Annotated in this window: 19 protein-coding genes; 10 read left to right on the forward strand and 9 right to left on the reverse strand. The window is 62.8% G+C overall.

Translation table 11 applies throughout. The annotated features are described in order from the left end of the window. Positions 1 to 45 precede the first annotated feature (45 nt). The 9 genes from ACESUZ_RS00980 to ACESUZ_RS01020 all read right to left on the reverse strand — a co-directional run bounded on the left by ACESUZ_RS00980 (position 46) and on the right by ACESUZ_RS01020 (position 11061). Positions 46 to 3045 carry an AfsR/SARP family transcriptional regulator gene (locus ACESUZ_RS00980; RefSeq protein ID WP_373198024.1) on the reverse strand — a complete coding sequence of 1000 codons (3000 nt, stop codon included), beginning with the start codon at positions 3043 to 3045 and terminating at the stop codon, positions 46 to 48. 448 nt (positions 3046 to 3493) lie between these two features. Further along, positions 3494 to 4222, reverse strand: a complete 729-nt coding sequence (nagB, locus tag ACESUZ_RS00985) for a glucosamine-6-phosphate deaminase (protein WP_373198025.1) — start codon at positions 4220 to 4222, stop codon at positions 3494 to 3496. 271 nt (positions 4223 to 4493) lie between these two features. Beyond that, a complete protein-coding gene (locus ACESUZ_RS00990; RefSeq protein WP_306421699.1) occupies positions 4494 to 4961 on the reverse strand; it encodes a PTS sugar transporter subunit IIA in 468 nt (155 codons plus the stop codon). Between the two features lie 101 nt (positions 4962 to 5062). Continuing rightward, entirely contained in the window at positions 5063 to 6400 is a 1338-nt protein-coding gene (gene glmM, locus ACESUZ_RS00995) for a phosphoglucosamine mutase (protein WP_006234694.1), read from the reverse strand. A gap of 123 nt (positions 6401 to 6523) precedes the next feature. After that, positions 6524 to 6919, reverse strand: coding sequence for a 30S ribosomal protein S9 (gene rpsI, locus ACESUZ_RS01000; RefSeq protein WP_022094634.1), 396 nt, complete (start codon positions 6917 to 6919; stop codon positions 6524 to 6526). Positions 6920 to 6921: 2 nt separating this feature from the next. Continuing rightward, positions 6922 to 7365 (reverse strand): 50S ribosomal protein L13, encoded by a 444-nt coding sequence (gene rplM, locus ACESUZ_RS01005; protein ID WP_022094635.1) that lies wholly within the window; start codon positions 7363 to 7365, stop codon positions 6922 to 6924. A 157-nt stretch (positions 7366 to 7522) separates the two neighbouring features. Beyond that, the gene (locus ACESUZ_RS01010; protein WP_373198026.1) at positions 7523 to 8401 is read right to left on the reverse strand and encodes a patatin-like phospholipase family protein; all 879 of its coding nucleotides are present in this window, start codon (positions 8399 to 8401) and stop codon (positions 7523 to 7525) included. A 498-nt stretch (positions 8402 to 8899) separates the two neighbouring features. Beyond that, on the reverse strand, positions 8900 to 10414 hold the full coding sequence (locus ACESUZ_RS01015; RefSeq protein ID WP_373198027.1) for a recombinase family protein: 1515 nt from the start codon (positions 10412 to 10414) through the stop codon (positions 8900 to 8902). A gap of 2 nt (positions 10415 to 10416) precedes the next feature. Further along, positions 10417 to 11061, reverse strand: a complete 645-nt coding sequence (locus ACESUZ_RS01020; RefSeq protein WP_346964622.1) for a LexA family protein — start codon at positions 11059 to 11061, stop codon at positions 10417 to 10419. A 115-nt stretch (positions 11062 to 11176) separates the two neighbouring features. Here ACESUZ_RS01020 and ACESUZ_RS01025 point away from each other — a divergent pair, with 115 nt between their 5' ends. From ACESUZ_RS01025 to ACESUZ_RS01070, 10 genes are all read left to right on the forward strand, one after another. Next, positions 11177 to 11371, forward strand: a complete 195-nt coding sequence (locus ACESUZ_RS01025) for a helix-turn-helix transcriptional regulator (protein ID WP_114513521.1) — start codon at positions 11177 to 11179, stop codon at positions 11369 to 11371. 22 nt (positions 11372 to 11393) lie between these two features. Further along, a complete protein-coding gene (locus tag ACESUZ_RS01030; protein ID WP_373198028.1) occupies positions 11394 to 11732 on the forward strand; it encodes a hypothetical protein in 339 nt (112 codons plus the stop codon). A 65-nt stretch (positions 11733 to 11797) separates the two neighbouring features. Next, positions 11798 to 11980, forward strand: a complete 183-nt coding sequence (locus ACESUZ_RS01035; protein WP_373198029.1) for a hypothetical protein — start codon at positions 11798 to 11800, stop codon at positions 11978 to 11980. Between the two features lie 88 nt (positions 11981 to 12068). Continuing rightward, positions 12069 to 12269, forward strand: a complete 201-nt coding sequence (locus tag ACESUZ_RS01040) for a hypothetical protein (protein ID WP_117637854.1) — start codon at positions 12069 to 12071, stop codon at positions 12267 to 12269. Then, complete coding sequence (locus tag ACESUZ_RS01045; RefSeq protein ID WP_158551308.1) at positions 12257 to 12655, forward strand: hypothetical protein; 399 nt, start codon at positions 12257 to 12259, stop codon at positions 12653 to 12655. Before ACESUZ_RS01040 ends, ACESUZ_RS01045 begins: the two co-directional genes overlap by 13 nt. Then, the gene (locus ACESUZ_RS01050; protein ID WP_158551309.1) at positions 12652 to 13017 is read left to right on the forward strand and encodes a RusA family crossover junction endodeoxyribonuclease; all 366 of its coding nucleotides are present in this window, start codon (positions 12652 to 12654) and stop codon (positions 13015 to 13017) included. The genes ACESUZ_RS01045 and ACESUZ_RS01050 overlap by 4 nt, the downstream gene beginning before the upstream one ends. Beyond that, the gene (locus ACESUZ_RS01055) at positions 13014 to 13571 is read left to right on the forward strand and encodes a hypothetical protein (RefSeq protein ID WP_117765305.1); all 558 of its coding nucleotides are present in this window, start codon (positions 13014 to 13016) and stop codon (positions 13569 to 13571) included. The genes ACESUZ_RS01050 and ACESUZ_RS01055 overlap by 4 nt, the downstream gene beginning before the upstream one ends. 42 nt (positions 13572 to 13613) lie before the next feature. After that, entirely contained in the window at positions 13614 to 13910 is a 297-nt protein-coding gene (locus ACESUZ_RS01060) for a hypothetical protein (RefSeq protein ID WP_117765307.1), read from the forward strand. Next, complete coding sequence (locus ACESUZ_RS01065) at positions 13898 to 15181, forward strand: ParB/RepB/Spo0J family partition protein (RefSeq protein ID WP_373198030.1); 1284 nt, start codon at positions 13898 to 13900, stop codon at positions 15179 to 15181. Before ACESUZ_RS01060 ends, ACESUZ_RS01065 begins: the two co-directional genes overlap by 13 nt. Continuing rightward, positions 15182 to 16192 (forward strand): DUF1351 domain-containing protein, encoded by a 1011-nt coding sequence (locus tag ACESUZ_RS01070; RefSeq protein ID WP_373198031.1) that lies wholly within the window; start codon positions 15182 to 15184, stop codon positions 16190 to 16192.

Consider the following 16192-nt stretch of genomic DNA (forward strand, 5'->3'; position numbering starts at 1 on the left):
ACATAGCAAGCTTACGGGTGCCCAAGTACTTCGGGCGCCCGTTTTTTATCGCTCGACCAGCACGCGATTGAGCCGCCCCTCCACCAAGCGCTCGTATAGGCACCGCGTCTCGGGCTCGGGCACGCCATTGACCTGCTCCCTCAGATGGTGCATATGCCCGCTGTACAGCTCGACGATATCGCGCCGCCGCCCCGCCGCACTGTAGACGCGCATGGCACAGCGCACCATATCCTCGCGCGCCGTTTCCTGCCGAAGCCCCGACTCCGCCAGCCAAATCGCCGACTGCAGATCGTTTTCTTCTAGAGCGGCATTTGCTCCCTTAATCATGCAATCGATGTACTTTGACTGCATAATGCGCCGCATGCGCAAAAAGTAGGTGGGATTACAGCCATTGGGAACATACAACGGTCCGGCATAAAGCTGCTCAATCTTAAGGCACAACTCGACCAGATGGGGCCCGCGCGTACCCGTGCGATTTCCCAAAACCTCGCGGCTTATCTGGTCAAACAGCCGTACATCGGTCTTGACGTAGTCGCCGTTGAGTCCGATGCATTCATTTTGGATGAGCACACACGACTTGCCGTCTGGCGTCGGCCCCAAAGCCGACCGCAAGCGCGATATCGTCGAGTACAGGTTGTTGCGGGCGCTATTGAATTCGGCATGGGGCCACAGCTCCATGGCCAGCGTCTCACGATCGACGAGCGCATCCATGCCCAGCGCAAGCCGCTCGGCAAGTGTCGCCGCCTTCTTGCGGCGCCACATTTTGTCCGTGATGGGAAACCCGTCGCGCTCGGCGCGAAACGCACCAAACATGCGAATCTCGATATGGTCGATGGTATCAACGGCTTCAACCTCGCCAGCCTGGAACAGACGCTCGCCCTCCCCTTCCAGATCATCGCGCAGCGAATACCGCGATAGCTCGCGCACGGGAAGCTTCTTGCGTATCCTGCCCGCCGGCTCGCCCAGACAATGCATGGCAAGGCGCGCAAAGAGCCGATACGATGGCTCTAGAATCCCCGCACGATTCATGGACATCCAGGCCGCAAGATCGCTGTCTCGGCCCGCACAGGCCAAATGCAGCGCCACCATCCAGGCCTCCGCTCCACCAACCTGCGTCTGGCTTATATCGAGCAACTCCGCTTCCTCGCGCACCGAAACCATCGAGGTGTTACGCAGATATGCCGCGCGCTCCAGCAGCAATGCGTTATCGCGCATGTACGCAATCGACTCCTCGGCAAGTTTGAGCACTTGGACCGCACGGAACTTTGCATTAACCGGCCGTCCCTCTGCCAGCGACTGCCAGCCTTCTAGCAACAGGCCAAACAGCTGAATCTGGTTGTCGCGCATGCGCACGGCAAAACGATCGAGCTCGTTGAACGCCGCGTCGTCGGTTACCGGCAAGCCGGAAAGGAGCCGCCGTGCCGCCAACACCATGCGCACCCAGATAGCCATCGCCTTAAGCCCACGTACGTCGAGCGCCTCCCGCACCACCGCCATCTCGTCGTCGCGCTTGTCGGTTCCCGCAAACGACCCGTCAAAGAGCTCCACCAGCATGCTGTCGGCTCGTATAGCAATCCCCGCGATGTCGAGCTCGCAGTCGTAGGCCTTGCTCGTTTTGAGCTGCTGTAGAACGCCGCCGTCATCTCCCCGTTCGGTCAGGCATCGCTTGACCTCGATATGCGCGGACAGCATGTCGAGTGCGGTGTGGGACGTCTCGATTTCTGGTACGGCCAGGTTCGTAGGAAGCCCAAGCCCGTTGTCCCCATAGCAAACAGCCGTCAGTGTCTGGGCCACCCTCCATGAAACAGGGTCCATTTCGCAGGCCGCCCGTTCGCCCCCGCGCTCGATGACTGATGCCATATAGCGAGCAAGCTTTGTATTGGACACGCTGACCGCTGCCAGATATACGCCAAGCGCCTCGGCAGGCGTTGGCTCTGGAGCCGGATCGTCGGCATCGATCGTGCCCAGCGCTGCTCGGCAGATATCGGCCCCGTGCCCCGTCAGAGCCAGATCGACCCCATACTGCCCAGCAAGTTCAAGAACCGCCTCACGGTCCAAAAAGGCGTCCGTCAGGCCCATCGCCGCATCGCATCGGCCCGCCTTAAGCAAAATCCGGGCCGCCCTCGGAACAAGTTCGGGGCGAACCTCGGCCACCAACTTACGCAAACGCAAGCGTCCGTTATCCTCCGTGCCCAGACACGTAAAACTCCGCTCGGCGGGGTCCAAGCCAAAGATCGGGTAGTCGCGTACAAAGTAGGACTGGTCGACCATCGACAGCCTTACCCCACAAGCCTCGAGTTCTGCTATATTGCCCTCGCCCATCAAAACCATGAGACATGCCACGCAAAACAGTGCATTATTGTCGAGCGAAGCCAGATCGACAAGTGCCGCGCCATATACGTTGACAATCTCGTTTTCGAGCAGGCCGGCTACGTCGCCTTGGCCATACAGACCCGTCTGCAATGCCGAAACGAGCTCGGGCACGCCTTGCGTGAGCTGATAAAAGTCGAGCGATGTGCTGATCGAAAACGCCGATGCCCACGCCGAATACTCATAGGCATGCACCTTGAGCATCTGCGCATTGATCTTAACCGAATCGCCCAGCCCATGAATCAACTGACGATTTGAAGGACGGCAGGAGATAAAGAGCCCTATCCCCATAGCGCGCAGGCCGCGAATCCTGTCGATGAGGTCTTCGGTATCGTGCTGATCGAGGTTTGGCACATTATCAATCGCGATAAGGGAGTGCGGTTTGTCTTTGAGTTCTTCGGCAACCACCTCGAGCTGCATAAACACCTCGCGCCCAATGGCGCGATCGGCCTCGATAATCCGCACGGGGCCTCGCGTCGGGTCGCATTTAACCTCATGGGTGTACTGCAGCAGCACCGAGGTCTTCCCAAACCCGTCGGGCGCATAAAGAACCACGATGCCGGCCTTTCGGCCCTTGGCGATAAGCTCATTCATCAAGCGTTCGCGTCGCACCATATAGCCTCCGCCCAGCGGCATCAGCTCGAGGTCGTCTATACCGCTCAAATCGTTTACCATGCCCGCTCCTCAACTCGACCGTATGGACACTGTAGCCGCAAGACCATACAAGCCGCGCTATGAATAGAGCGACCTTGTGTTTTAGGTTGTCTTTTGGTACGCAAGCGGCAAGTTTTTGTACAGCGAGGGCCGATTGTTATTAATCCCCCGACTAATCGGTCTTTAAGCAGGTAAATGAGCTTGTCAGCTTGTCCCATCTAAGCGGCAGTGTAACGCAGATGAACAAGGTTCAGCCATGTCATTCAACTCGCCTAGCACCCGCTACCGTCTACGACCTTCTAGTGGCATTTTTGCATAGAATCTGGTATGGAATGAATCAAGCTGTTGGACATCTGGCGTTCGTCAAGCTTGCGGCAAGATTTTGGTCAAGTGGGCAAAAAGGAATAGCAAAAAGGCCCCCGCAAAGCGGAGGCCTTAGGCAAGGCTATGTCGAGCTGCAGGATTCGCGCTACTCGCAGAGCGAAAGGGCGGCCTCGTCGGCAACGACAACGCAGTTGGTGTGCAGCTGCAGGATCGAAGCCGGGCACTCGGGCGTAACCGGACCATAGCACATGTCATGCACGGCCTGAGCCTTGGCCTCGCCGTTGGCGACAACCAGGATCATGCGGGCATACATGATGGTCTGAGTGCCCATGGTGTAGGCCTGGCGGGGAACATCGTCGATGCTGTCGAACAGGCGGCTGTTGGCCTGAATGGTGCTCTCGGTGAGGTCGACACAGTGCGTGCCCTTGGAGAAGTGGTCATCGGGCTCGTTGAAGCCGATGTGGCCGTTGTTGCCAATGCCGAGCAGCTGCAGATCCGGGTAACCGGCGTCGGCGACGATCTTGTCGTACTCAGAGCAGGCAGCGGCGGCGTCGGGGTTGGAACCGTCGGGAACGTGCGTGTTGTTCAGGTTGATGTTGATGTGATCGAAGAAGTTCTCACGCATGAAGTAGTGATAGCTCTGGGGATCGTCGTGCGAAAGGCCGCGATACTCGTCCAGGTTGTAGGTGCTGACCTCGGCAAAGTCGACGTCGCCCTTCTCGTACCAAGCAGCGAGCTGCTTGTAGGCACCGATCGGGGTGGAGCCGGTGGCAAGACCCAGCACACAGTCGGGCTTGAGGATAACCTGGGCCGAGATGATATTAGCGGCCTTGCGGCTCATATCCTCGTAGTCTTTAGCTTTAATGATCTTCATTACGCGTCCTTTCTCGTACAAGAGAGGCAAGGCTCCCTTACAAGCACTTGCCCGCGGCCCGCGTCGGCCGCAACCAACGTGTGCGGCCACCAGGGCGAGGTCGCGTAATGTATGTGTCTCGTGTCTAACCGCGTCGAGGCCCCTGCCCGTCCACGGTGACCCAAAGCCTTTTAGCTTCGGACAAATCCCATCTTGCCACGGAGGGCGTCCTCTTTCAAGGGCGCCCTCCGTAAACGTGTTTGAATTGTAGGCTAATGGCCACGTGCACTTGCTAGCGCTCGCGAGCAACGATGAGCTGGTCCATCTCTTCGACATGCACGCCAACGGAGCCCTTGATGCTCGAGAACTCAACGGAGTTGCACACCAAGATGGGAACCGTCACATCGTAGCCCTCGGCAGCAATTGCCTCGCGATCGAACTCAATGAGTACATCGCCCTTATGGACGATGTCACCCACTTGCGCATGTACGGTAAAGTGCTTGCCCTCGAGCTGAACGGTATCCAAACCAACGTGGATGAGCACGTCCAAGCCATCGACCGTGTTAAGCGCAACAGCGTGTCCCGTGGGAAAAATGGCCTCGACCTTGGCATCAGCCGGTGCAATCACACGCGTTCCGGTGGGCTGAATCGCCACGCCCTGGCCCAAAAGGCCGGTGGCAAACGTCTGGTCGTTTACCTCGGAAAGCGGAATGACGTCGCCCGAGATGGGAGCATCCAGCGTAAGGACTCGACCACGCATACCAAAAGACCTTAGGACTTTAGTGAACATGCTCCCCCTCGGACATACCAATCAATCAAAATAACCTTAACAGTTTACCACTTGGCAACGGTTTTTGACCATTAGGGAAGTTCGCGCTTGACAACCTCGACGATGTCGTCGACAACGCGCTGGGTCAGCTCGTGCGTCTCGGCCTCGGCCATCACGCGGACCAGCGGCTCGGTACCGCTCGGGCGCACCAGAATGCGGCCGCGGCCGTCAAGCTCCTTCTCGGCAGCAGCGACGGCGTCCCAAATGGGCTGGCAATCGTCCAGGCCGGCCTTGTTGTCCGAATGCACGTTGACGAGTACCTGCGGGTACTTCTTCATGATGCCGGCAAGATCGGTGAGGGTACGACCGGTGCGCTTGAGCACGGCCAGCAGCTGCAGAGCCGTCACCAGGCCGTCACCGGTGGTGTTGTGCTCCAGGAAGATGATGTGGCCGGACTGTTCGCCGCCGATGACGGCGCCGTCCGCGAGCATGCGCTCCAGAACGTAGCGGTCGCCCACGGCGGTCTGAACCATCTCGAAGCCCTGCTCCTTCATAGCGATGGAGAAGCCCAGGTTGCACATGACGGTCGAGACGATCTCGGAGTTGGCGAGCTTGCCGCGAGCGGCAAGGTCAGAACCGCAGATAGCCAGGATGTAGTCACCATCGATCTCATTGCCCTCGCTGTCCACGAACAGCACGCGGTCGGCGTCGCCGTCGTGGGCCAGGCCGATATCAGCATGGGTGCGCAGCACGAGCTCGCGCAGGGGCTCAAGATGCGTAGAGCCGCACTCAACGTTAATGTCGGTGCCGCAATAATCGGTGTTGATGGCGTGCACCGTGGCACCCAAGCGCTGCAGCGCGGCGGGCGTGGTCTGGCAGGAAGCACCGTGACCACAGTCGACGGCAACGACCAGGCCATCGAGCCTCAGGCCATCAAGCGTATCGATGGCATGATCGACATATGCCTTGCGGGCGTCCTTCATCTTGATAATGTGGCCCACGCCGGCGCCGGTCGGCAGCGTGTCGGCAGCCATGGCCTCCTCGGACATGACCCAGGCGCTGATCTCTTCCTCGACAGCATCGGGAAGCTTCATGCCCTTGCGGCTAAAGAACTTGATACCGTTGAACTCCGGCGGATTGTGCGAAGCAGAAATGACGATGCCGCCGTCGAGCTCGTTTTGGACGGTGAGCAGCGCCACGGCCGGCGTAGGGATAACGCCGCAGCAGTGCGGGCGGCCGCCCTCGGCCATAATGCCGGCGGTCAGAGCACTCTCGAGCATGGTGCCCGAAAGACGCGTGTCACGGCCGATGCAAATGTCCGGACCAAGGAACTTGGTCGCCGCACGGCCAAGGCGAAACGCGAGGTCGCACGAGAGGTCGGCGTTGGCGACGCCACGGACGCCATCGGTACCGAAGATGTTCTGGGGCATAGGATCGCTCCTTCCCAAGTGGACAAAACGCAGTCGTCCACCCTAGTCGAAAAAGAAAAGCGGGACCCGCCGAGCAATCGGCAGGCCCCGCTTGTACATTGTATCTCGTAAGGAGATAAAACCTTAGCGCTTGGAGAACTGGGGAGCGCGGCGGGCCTTCTTGAGGCCGTACTTCTTGCGCTCGACCACGCGAGCATCGCGCGTAAGGAAACCGGCCTTCTTGAGGTCAGCACGGTAGTCGCCAGCGTTCAGAAGAGCGCGAGCGATGCCCAGGCGCAGAGCGCCGGACTGACCGGAGATGCCGCCGCCATCGCACAGAGCGATAACGTCGAACTGACCGGCGGTGTCGGTCACCTTGAAGGGAGCAAGGGCGTTCTCAACAAGCTGATGACGGCCGAAATACTGCTCGGCGTCACGCTTGTTGATGGTCACCTTGCCGGTGCCGGGGACGAGACGGACGCGGGCGACGGCGTTCTTACGACGGCCGGTACCCTGGTAGACAACGGTGTTCTCAGCCATCTTTAAGCCTCCAGCTCAATCTTCGTGGGGTTCTGGGCAGCATGCGGATGCTCGGCACCAGCGTAGACCTTAAGCTTGGTCATCTGGGCACGGCCAAGGGTGGTCTTGGGCAGCATGCCGCGAACGGCGCGCTCGATGACCTTCTCCGGGTGCTTCTCCATAGCCTGGCGGAAGCTCTCAGCCTTGAGGCCGCCGTTGTAGCCGCTGTGGCGATAATAGGTCTTCGTGTCGGCCTTGTTACCGGTAAGCTGGACCTTATCGGCGTTGATGACGACAACGAAGTCGCCGCAGTCGCTGTTGGGCGTGAACTGGGGCTTGTTCTTACCGCGCAGGATCATTGCGATCTGGGTGGCAAGACGGCCCAGGACAGCACCATCGGCGTCGACGAGAACCCAGTTGCGCTGGACCTCGCCCTGCTTGGCGTAGTGAGTCGATTTCGAAATCACTTAGACTCCTCCATGTACAGTACGTGTTGTTACAGAGATTCACGGGGCTCTGCAAGTAACCCGTCCATATTACCCCGCTCGCCGTACGAGTCAACAGGTATTTTGGCTCCGACCAGAGTTTCTGCACATGTCATCCACGAGCCGTGACGTTGCAGCGCTAGCGCTCAACAAACTCCTGGATCTCCGCGAGCAAACGCTTTGCCTCCTGGCGACCCTGAATATACAGGTCGAGAAGCTTTGCCGGATCGTGCTCGACATGGCCGACCTCGACCGGCTTTTGCGGAGCGACGACCAGCGCACGGCCCTCGCGCTCATACTTCCACAGATGCATGCGCTGGATGTTATAGCGATCGTGGCGCGTCTCGATAGCCTCGAGCAGGTAGGGGTAGTCGGCATAGCGAGCGCGTGCGGCCGGCAAAAACTCGTAGGGCTTTTTCTCGTACGAGCGGTCCTGGGTGACGATGACGACCGCACGGTCGAAGCCCGCCTCCTCGAGCACATGCTCGATAGGAACCGAATCGGCCACGCCGCCGTCGACGTATTTGTGCCCGTCAATCTCGACCGGCGGCGTCACCAGCGGCAGCGACGTCGAGGCGCGCACGGCGTCGAGGTCGAGCACGGCGCTTTTGACCGGGAGGTACGCGGCGGTTCCAAAGAGCATGTCCGTCGCGACGGCGTACATCTCAATGGGGCTCGCGTCGAACGTCTCGTTATCAAAAGGATCCAGGCGGTCCTGGACATCGTTGAAGATAAAGTCGTAGCCCACGATGGAGCCCGTGGACGCAAACGACGCGGCGCCCATGTAGCGGCTGTCGTTGCAGAAGGTCAAATTGACTCGGTTGGTGCGACCGATCTGGTGCGACTTGTAGTTGACGCCGTTGAGCGCACCGGCCGAAACGCCGTACACCGCCGGAATTTCGACACCGGCCTCCATGAGAACGTCGAGCACGCCGGCGGTAAACTGCCCGCGAAAACTGCCACCCTCCAAGACGAGCGCGACCTTACCGGCGTTCTTTGCCTTATCTTCTGCAGTCATATCGACCTCCTGCGATTGCATTTTGGCCTTCTTCTACCCAGTTTTGGGATGGAGGGCGCATAGGTTTTGGAGTTGAGAAGATGGAGCGGAAAGCGTATCCCAGTTTGAGACGGGATTCCGGGATGAGCTTTCCGCCAACAGTCCATCCGGAAAATGCATCCCATTCTGAGCCGATATTCTGGGAGGCAGTTTCCGTTGGATGACCGTTAGGAAAGCGCGTTCCACCTTGCGCTGCCGCGACGTTTTCCTAACGTCCGCGCCCTGCGCAGAGTTCGATTCTCCGCGGTACGGGGTTCCGTTGGTGCGGGGCATGGCCGGCTGAGATTCGATAAACATCGCATCTGTTTTGGGCTGGGGCATTGCGCGGAGAATCCGCGTATTTGCTTCGCAAATCCGCGCCGGCTTCGGCCGCCTGCCGGCGTCCTCGCCCGCTCGCTACAAACGCTTCGCGTTTGCTTTACGCTCGCGCCCTGCATAGAGTTCGATTCTCCGCGGTATCTATATGTAATAAAAAAGCAGGTAGAGACACTTCTCTACCTGCCTGTAACTATTGGTGGAGCTGGCGTTCATTCGGTCGAACACCTCGCCACCTGGACCCATAGCGCCAGGCAGCGACGAATTATCGCCCAAGCCGGCAGAATCGTCAAACGTGAACGCCACGCGCAGGCCGTCGTCATCGTCGGGGCCGCCCAGCACCACGCGCGCCACGAACGTGCGCAGGAGCTGCGCGTCGTCCACCTCGGCGGCGGCCATGCCCTCAAGCCAGAACAGCGCGCGGTCGTAGTCAAGGCGGGCGGCCTCAAGGGCCTCGGCCGTGCGCAGCTCGTCCTTGAGGAGCGCCTGCCGCTGCTTCAGCGCGTCTATGCGCTCCTTGCCGCCCGGCGGCGCGATGCCCGACTCGATGGCCGCCCATATGTTGGAGAACGCCGTCTCGATCTTGGCCAGCTCGCCCTTTATGGTCTCGCTCAAGGGCTTCTCGTCGGCGCGCTCCTCCTCGGCGTCGGCCAGCATGCGAGCGATGCGCTCGCGGCTGTCGGCGCTGCCCAGGGCCTCGCGCACGGCGTCGGCCACGCGCTTCTCCACGGCATCGCGGCGCACGGTGCGCCCGCAGCTGCGGCAGCGGTAGTAGTGATAGGGCCTGCCCGACTTGCCCGTGCCGCTGGTGCCGGTCATCAGCCCGCCGTCGCGCCCGTCGTAGAGCTTGCCCGTGAGCGGGAAGTCCCACGCTTCGGTCTTGGCGCGGGGCCTGTGCGAGTCCTCAAGCATCCGTATCACCCTCTCCTCGTCATCCATGGGAACGATGGCGGGCATGCCGCCGGGCACGACCACGCCCGCGTAGCGGTACTCCCCGCCGTTCTCCCGCCGCATCAGTATGCGGCGCACCGTCTGGAAGCGCCACTTGCCGCCGCGCTTGGTGCGGTACGGCTCCCAGGCGCGCACCACGTCGGCCACCGACTTGCCCGACAAGACCATGCGCACGCCCAGGCGGATGGCGGCGGCCTCCTCCTCGTTGACCACGTAGCGCCCGTCCACTATGTCCCAGCCGTAGCGCACGCAGCCGTTGGCCATGCACCGCTCGGCGTTCTTCTGTATGCCGTCGCGTATGCGCTCGCCGTCGAGCGCGCTCTCGTACTCCGCCAGCACCTCCAGCATGCCCAGCTGCAGCACGCCCGCCGAGCCGTCCGAAATGTCCTCGCCCGCGTACAGTATCTCGACGCGGCAGCGGCGCAGCATGATGCGCGCCATGGCCATCTCGTCGCGGTTGCGCATGATTCGGGTAACTTTATATATGACCACGAAATCGAACAGCCCTCGCTTGGCGTCGGCCATCATGCGCTGGAACTCGGCGCGGTCGGTGTTGGTGCCCGTCTGCGCGAAGTCGCAGTACGTGGCCACCACGCGCAGGTCGTTCTCGGCGCAGTAGGCGCGGGACTTCTCCACCTGTATCTCTATGGACTCGCCGCGCTGGTTGTGGCTCGAGAAGCGGGCGTATATCGCCGCGCGCCCGCCCACGTCTACTCCATCTCGTCGGCGGCCTGGAACCACACCACCGTGCCGATCACGCGCACGGGTCCGTCGTCCATGCCGAAAATCATGTCCTCGTAGTCCTCGAAGCTATCCGCCGACAGCATCAGCTTGGTGCTGCCCTTGTACCAGCGGCGCATGACCGCGCGGTAGTCCTCGGTCTCCACCACGGCGATGGACCCGTTGGCGGGCTGGCGGTCGGGGTCGACCAGCACGTGGCTGCCCTCGGGTATGACGCGGTTCATGCAGTCGCCCTCGACCTCCAGGGCGAACGCGCGCGGATGCCCGGCGCACACCGAGGCGGGCACCTCAACGCGGTGCGCTATCTCCTCCTCGTCGGCGAGCGCGCCGGCATGCACGCGCCCGAGCGTGAGCAGCGGCACGGTTGCGCTGCTGGCCACCACGGGCATGGCACCGGCGGGCAAAACAACGCCATCTGTTCCCTCGTCAATAACCTCGCCTTTACTGATATTGAAATAATCCGCAATACGCTGAACTGCGCCCATGCGAGGCACTGCTCGCCCGTTTTCCCACTGAGATACGGCCATAGCGGAGACGGCGGCAACTTTGCCGAACTCCTCCTGCGTCATGTCGTGCTGCGTCCTAATCCTTCGGATGTTCTCGGCTATGCTCACGTGTCCTCCTTCCGCTGCGACCGTTAAAATCTTTTTACAGAATATGACAAATCTTCTTTACAGTCACTATATGTTTGGTTATAGTCTTAGGCATACCAAGCAAGGAGGTGATTCGATGGAATTGGTTGATGCGCGCAAGAAGGCACGGTACTCACAGGAGGCCGTGGCTGGCCTTCTCGGCATCTCGCGGCCCACGTACGCAAAGATGGAAAGCAACCCCGATAGCGTGACTATCGAGGACGCCAAAAAACTGGCAAAACTTTTCGGCGTGCGTGTGGCTGATATTTTTTTCGGCAGCAACGATAGTTAAACCTATAGATAGGAGAGAAACCATGACCACCAAGAGCCACCAGCCCGAGTTCGTCGCCGAGATCATCGGCAAAACGCTCGACCACCTCATCGACGACCGCAAGCGCGTGGCCGTCAACTTCGAGCTGGCCGAGAACGGCTGCATGGAGGAGACGCACGTCAGCCTCAAGCGCCGCATCGCGGCCATGTGGGGCTTCCAGACGAGCGGCATCGAGCTTCTGGAGGCGAGCACGACCTGGTTAGAGCTCGGCGGCATGCAGTTCAACGTCTACAGCTCCGTGCAGTTCAGCGTGAACGGCAAGGGCTGGAGCACCGACTTCAAGACCATCGCGCGCGACACCGCGTACGACGAGAAGGAGTAGGCCATGCTGAACGAGGTGACCGTACGGGGGGGTTCACCGCCCTCAACGTGAAGAGCGGCAAGTGCGTGCTGCAGTTTGAGCTGGACCCGAAGTTCCGTGACTTCATCCCCAAGCTGGTGGAGTTCACGGGGCAGATGCTCAACATCCACGTGTACGACGACCAGGAGGTGATGTTCGTGGATAGGGACACCGGTGAGGTCGCCTACGAGGACGCCCCGCCGCTTCTGCCGGGCGTCGCGGGCGAATGACCCCGATACAGCGCGCCATGTGCGACGAGTGCGCCGCCATGATGCGCGAGTTCTACAAGGACCCAGAGAACGAGAGGAAGTTCCAGGAATGGAAAAGATCAAGGGAAAGAGGGTGCGCGTCGCAGCCGGCAAGCGAAAGACGCGCACCGCAACGGTTCACTTCCGAACCGAGACCAGTGTAACACCCGAGCAGCGCCGCGAGAGGCTGCAGGCCGTTTTCGCCGCCCTGTTCGTCTGCGCGTGCATCGCCGCCACATGGGCGCTGGAGGCAACAGTATGGCCGAGGTAGACGCCAAGGCCCAGGCCCTCGTGGCCAAGGCGTGCGGCTGGGTTGCCTCGAACCCCGATACATGGGCGAAGCTGCGCCGCATCTGCTACCGCCTGATGCTGGAGGGCCACGTCATCCAGCGCGACAACGTGTACACCCTGGCGTGCCAGAACGGCATGACCGTGAGCGAGGCCAGCGAGTTCAAGCGCGACCACAACCTGTGGAGCGTGCTGTCCCGCTACATGGTGCTGCAGCGCCCCTCCATGCTGGCCGCCGTGAGCTTCCGCCGCACGCCGGTGGACTCCGTGGACCTGGTTGGCACGTGGGAGGCCATCGTGGGCCCAGCCGTTTTCGCCGCCTCCACGCTAACCGAGGCGCAGGGCATCTACGACAGGGGCGCGCAATGAGGTGCACCGTCACGGTCGAGGGCCGAATGCCGAGCCTGAACGACTACATCAGCGCCGAGCGCGCCAACCGCTACAAGGCGGCGGCCATGAAGAAGCGCGAGACGGCGCGCGTGAGGGCGGCGGCCATGCAGCAGCGCGCGCCGCGCTTCGAGCGCCGGGTGACCGTGCGCACCACGTTCTACGAGCCCGACATGCGCCGCGACGCCGACAACGTGGGCTTCGCGCGCAAGTTCGTGCTCGACGGCCTGGTGGCGGCGGGCGTAATCAAGGACGACTCCCGCAAGTACGTGGAGCAGTGCCCCGACAGGGTGCTCACCGACAGGGCGCGCCCCCGCGTGGTCGTGGAGGTGAGCGACGAGTGACCCGCCGAGACAAGGGCAGGCCACACAGGGCGTGGCGCAAGGCCGACCTCGACCGCATAGCCGAGCTGGCGGGAAAGGTGCCCGCCCGCGAGATTCGCCGCGAGCTGCGGCTGTCCAAGAACCAGTTGGATAACGCGCGGCGCGTGATCAACGCCAGCGGCGGCCACGTGTCCCTGCGCTGCTACCGCCACCGCCTGGAGCTGTGCCCGTCGTGCGGGTGCCGCAGGGCGACCCTCGGCAAGGACGGCATCTGCGAACCGTGCAGACGCCAGCAGCAGCTTGAGGCCATAGAGGCCCGCATAGCCGAGCTGCTGCCGAGGCTGACCGCAGAGGAGCGCCGCACCTACGAGCGCACCGAGTGCGGCCGAGAGAGCCGCGCCGACCCCATGCCGCAGGCCCCGGACACCTCGGGCATGAGCCGCTACGCCGCCGACAAGGCAGCAGAGGCGCACGACGAGGCCATGGAGCGGTGGCTGTGCCGTTACCTGTACCGCAGGGTCAAGGCGGCGCAGAAGCGCAAGGAGCGCATAGAGAAAAAAGTTCCGAAATCCTGAAAAGTTTTTATCACTTTTAGTTTTCCCAGTTAGGAGACCCAAATGCTCACGGAAATCATCAGCAAGACCGTCGCGGACAAGACGGTGGACAGCATCCTGAAGCGCATCGAGCGCGCCGTCCCCGTGCCCGAGCCGGGCGACGGCGGCTTCGACGCCGCCATGCGCCAGGCGTTCAACATGGGGGCCGCCTGCATGGCCGCGCAAATCAAGAACGGCCCCGTGCCCACCAAGCGCATCGCGCTCATGGGCGAGGTGGCCCGCGTGGCGTGCCGCGCCCGCCTGGTGGGCATGGAGTGCCGCGTGGTCGTAGACGAGGAGGCCCGCGCATGCAATCGCTAGAGGAGGTCGCGATCTGCGACGTGTACCCCTACGAGCGCGCCGACGGCGAGCCGATGAACCCGCGCGACTTCACCACCAGGGAGAGCGCCGAGCACATCGCGGGCCTGGCCGCGCAGTTCAAGGCCAACCGCCTCAACCCCGGCCAGCCCGTCATGAAGCCCATCCTGTACAAGGAGGGCGGCATCTACTGGATCATCGACGGCGAGTGCCGCGTGCGCGCCATGAGGGCCATCGGCACCGAGCGTTTCCTCGCCGAGGTCTACGACGACCTGGACGACGCCGAGCTGGCGCGCGTGGAGGCCGCCAAGGCCATGGTGGAGACCGACGCCAAGCTGGGGCTGACCGCCGAGGAGAAGTCGCGCGGCGTGCAGACCATGCTGGCGCTCGACATTCCCGACGAGGAGGTGGCCGTGGCCGCCCGCACCGACGCGGGCACCGTGGCCAAGGCGCGCCGCGCCGCCCGCAGGGTGCAGGACGCCGCCTACGACATGACGCTCGACCGCCTGGCCGCCATCGCCGAGTTCGAGGGCGACGACGAGGCCGTGGCCGAGCTGCGCGACTGCAAGCAGTCCGAATGGCAGCGCGTGTACGCGGGCCTGAAGGCCGAGGCCGAGCAGAGGCGCAACCGCGCCGAGGTGGTGGCGGTGCTTGCCGACGCGGGCGTCGAGTTCGTCGACGAATGCCCCGAGGGCTTCGCCGCATGCCGCACGTTTTCCGACTACCGCCCCGACCTGGCGGCGCTGGACGCCTACGTGGCCGACAACGCGGGCGCGGGGCTTCTGGCCGAGGAGACGTCGTTCGGCGTGACCCTGCTGGCGCCGGTGGCCGAGGGGGCCGACGAGGCCGCACAGGCCGCAGCCCAGCGCAAGGCCGACTTCCAGGCCGCCTACGAGGACGGCGCGAAGGCCCGCCGCGAGTGGCTTGCCGCCCACGCGGGCGACCTCAAGTCGATGCGCCGCACGGCTCTGGCGCTGACCGCGTTCGCCATGGAGTCCGAGGCCGTGGAATCGTTCGAGGAGCTGCTGGGCCGACCCATCGACCGCACGCCCACCGAGCTGGCCGCGGCCATGGGCTGGCGGGCAGCGTGGAACATGAGCGGCTGGACGGCCTGGAGCCTCATGGAAGGCGGCGGCTCCGTGTACTTCAACCGAGCGAAGGTCGAGAGCGTGACCATCATCTACGAGGCCATGAAGGCCGACGGCTACGAGCCGAACGCGGCCGAGACGGAAACCTACGAGGCGTGCATGGCGCGCCTGGGAAGCGAGGAGTAAATGAGCGAAGCAGTTGAGGCCGAGATCATCGAGCCCGAGGAGGCGTCAGAGCTGACCGTGGCGTACTCCCCCGCCGTGATCGAGGCCAACTTCGACGCCCTGGAGGCGCACGTGCGCAGGCTGGTGGCCGACTACGAGGACGCGACCTACGACATGGGCAAGGACGAGAACGTGAAGGCCGCCAAGCGCGACCGCGCCTACCTCAACGGCATCGCCAAGGAGATAGACGAGCGCCGCAAGGCCGTGAGCCGCGAGTACACGAAGCCCCTGGCCGCGTTCGAGGACAGGTGCAAGGCCGTGGCGGGCATCGCGAAGCAGGCAGCCGACGGCATCAAGGCGCAGCTGGACGAGGCCGAGGAGGAGCGCCAGCTGCGCGCGTACGCCAAGCTGCGGGAGCACTACGAGGAGTTCGCCGGGCTGCTGGCCCCCGTCGTGCCCTATGAGCGTTTCCACGAGAAGCAGTGGACCAACAAGACCTTCGGCGAGGTGAAGGCATTCAAGGCCCTGGAGGCCAAGGTGGAGCGCCTGGCCCAGGACTGGGAAACCCTCAAGGCGCAGTTCCAGGGCGAGCCGTTCTACGACGAGGCCGAGCGCGAGCTGTTCGCCCACCTGGACCTGGGCGCGGCCATAACGGCGGCGCACAAGGCCGAGGAGGAGCGCCGGCGCATCGCCGAGCTGAAGGCGGCCATGGAGCCGGAACCCGTGGAAGAACCCGAACCCGAACCCGAAGCGGTGCCCGAGCCCGCGGAATGCCAGCCCGCAGAGTTCCCGCAGCCGCTTGAGCAGATGCCCGAGCCGCAGCCCGCGCCCATGCCCGCCCCGGTGCCGCCAGCGCCGCCCGCACCGGCACCCGTGGCCATGGCGGGCGACCCGTGGACGGTCGTGGTGCCGTGCGCCACGCGCGAGCAAATGCAGGGCGTCGCGGCGGCCCTCAAGGCGCAGGGCGTCGTGGGCACCATCATGCACGGCACGGTGGGCCAGGTTTACGAGCGGATGAACGGAGGCTACTAG

Origin of the sequence: Collinsella aerofaciens ATCC 25986 (assembly GCF_964239575.1) — a bacterium.
Classification (GTDB): Bacteria; Actinomycetota; Coriobacteriia; order Coriobacteriales; family Coriobacteriaceae; genus Collinsella; species Collinsella aerofaciens_BQ.

Bases quoted from the DNA above. Each gene is read 5' to 3' on its own strand.
- ACESUZ_RS01065 (WP_373198030.1), top strand. From the start codon at position 13,898: ATGCAATCGCTAGAGGAGGTCGCGATCTGCGACGTGTACCCCTACGAG.
- ACESUZ_RS00990 (WP_306421699.1), bottom strand. From the start codon at position 4,961: ATGCGTGGTCGAGTCCTTACGCTGGATGCTCCCATCTCGGGCGACGTC.
- ACESUZ_RS01060 (WP_117765307.1), top strand. From the start codon at position 13,614: ATGCTCACGGAAATCATCAGCAAGACCGTCGCGGACAAGACGGTGGAC.
- ACESUZ_RS01025 (WP_114513521.1), top strand. From the start codon at position 11,177: ATGGAATTGGTTGATGCGCGCAAGAAGGCACGGTACTCACAGGAGGCC.
- rpsI (WP_022094634.1), bottom strand. From the start codon at position 6,919: ATGGCTGAGAACACCGTTGTCTACCAGGGTACCGGCCGTCGTAAGAAC.
- ACESUZ_RS01070 (WP_373198031.1), top strand. From the start codon at position 15,182: ATGAGCGAAGCAGTTGAGGCCGAGATCATCGAGCCCGAGGAGGCGTCA.
- glmM (WP_006234694.1), bottom strand. From the start codon at position 6,400: ATGCCCCAGAACATCTTCGGTACCGATGGCGTCCGTGGCGTCGCCAAC.
- nagB (WP_373198025.1), bottom strand. From the start codon at position 4,222: ATGAAGATCATTAAAGCTAAAGACTACGAGGATATGAGCCGCAAGGCC.
- ACESUZ_RS01050 (WP_158551309.1), top strand. From the start codon at position 12,652: ATGAGGTGCACCGTCACGGTCGAGGGCCGAATGCCGAGCCTGAACGAC.
- ACESUZ_RS01030 (WP_373198028.1), top strand. From the start codon at position 11,394: ATGACCACCAAGAGCCACCAGCCCGAGTTCGTCGCCGAGATCATCGGC.
- ACESUZ_RS01040 (WP_117637854.1), top strand. From the start codon at position 12,069: ATGGAAAAGATCAAGGGAAAGAGGGTGCGCGTCGCAGCCGGCAAGCGA.
- ACESUZ_RS01045 (WP_158551308.1), top strand. From the start codon at position 12,257: ATGGCCGAGGTAGACGCCAAGGCCCAGGCCCTCGTGGCCAAGGCGTGC.
- ACESUZ_RS01010 (WP_373198026.1), bottom strand. From the start codon at position 8,401: ATGACTGCAGAAGATAAGGCAAAGAACGCCGGTAAGGTCGCGCTCGTC.
- ACESUZ_RS00980 (WP_373198024.1), bottom strand. From the start codon at position 3,045: ATGGTAAACGATTTGAGCGGTATAGACGACCTCGAGCTGATGCCGCTG.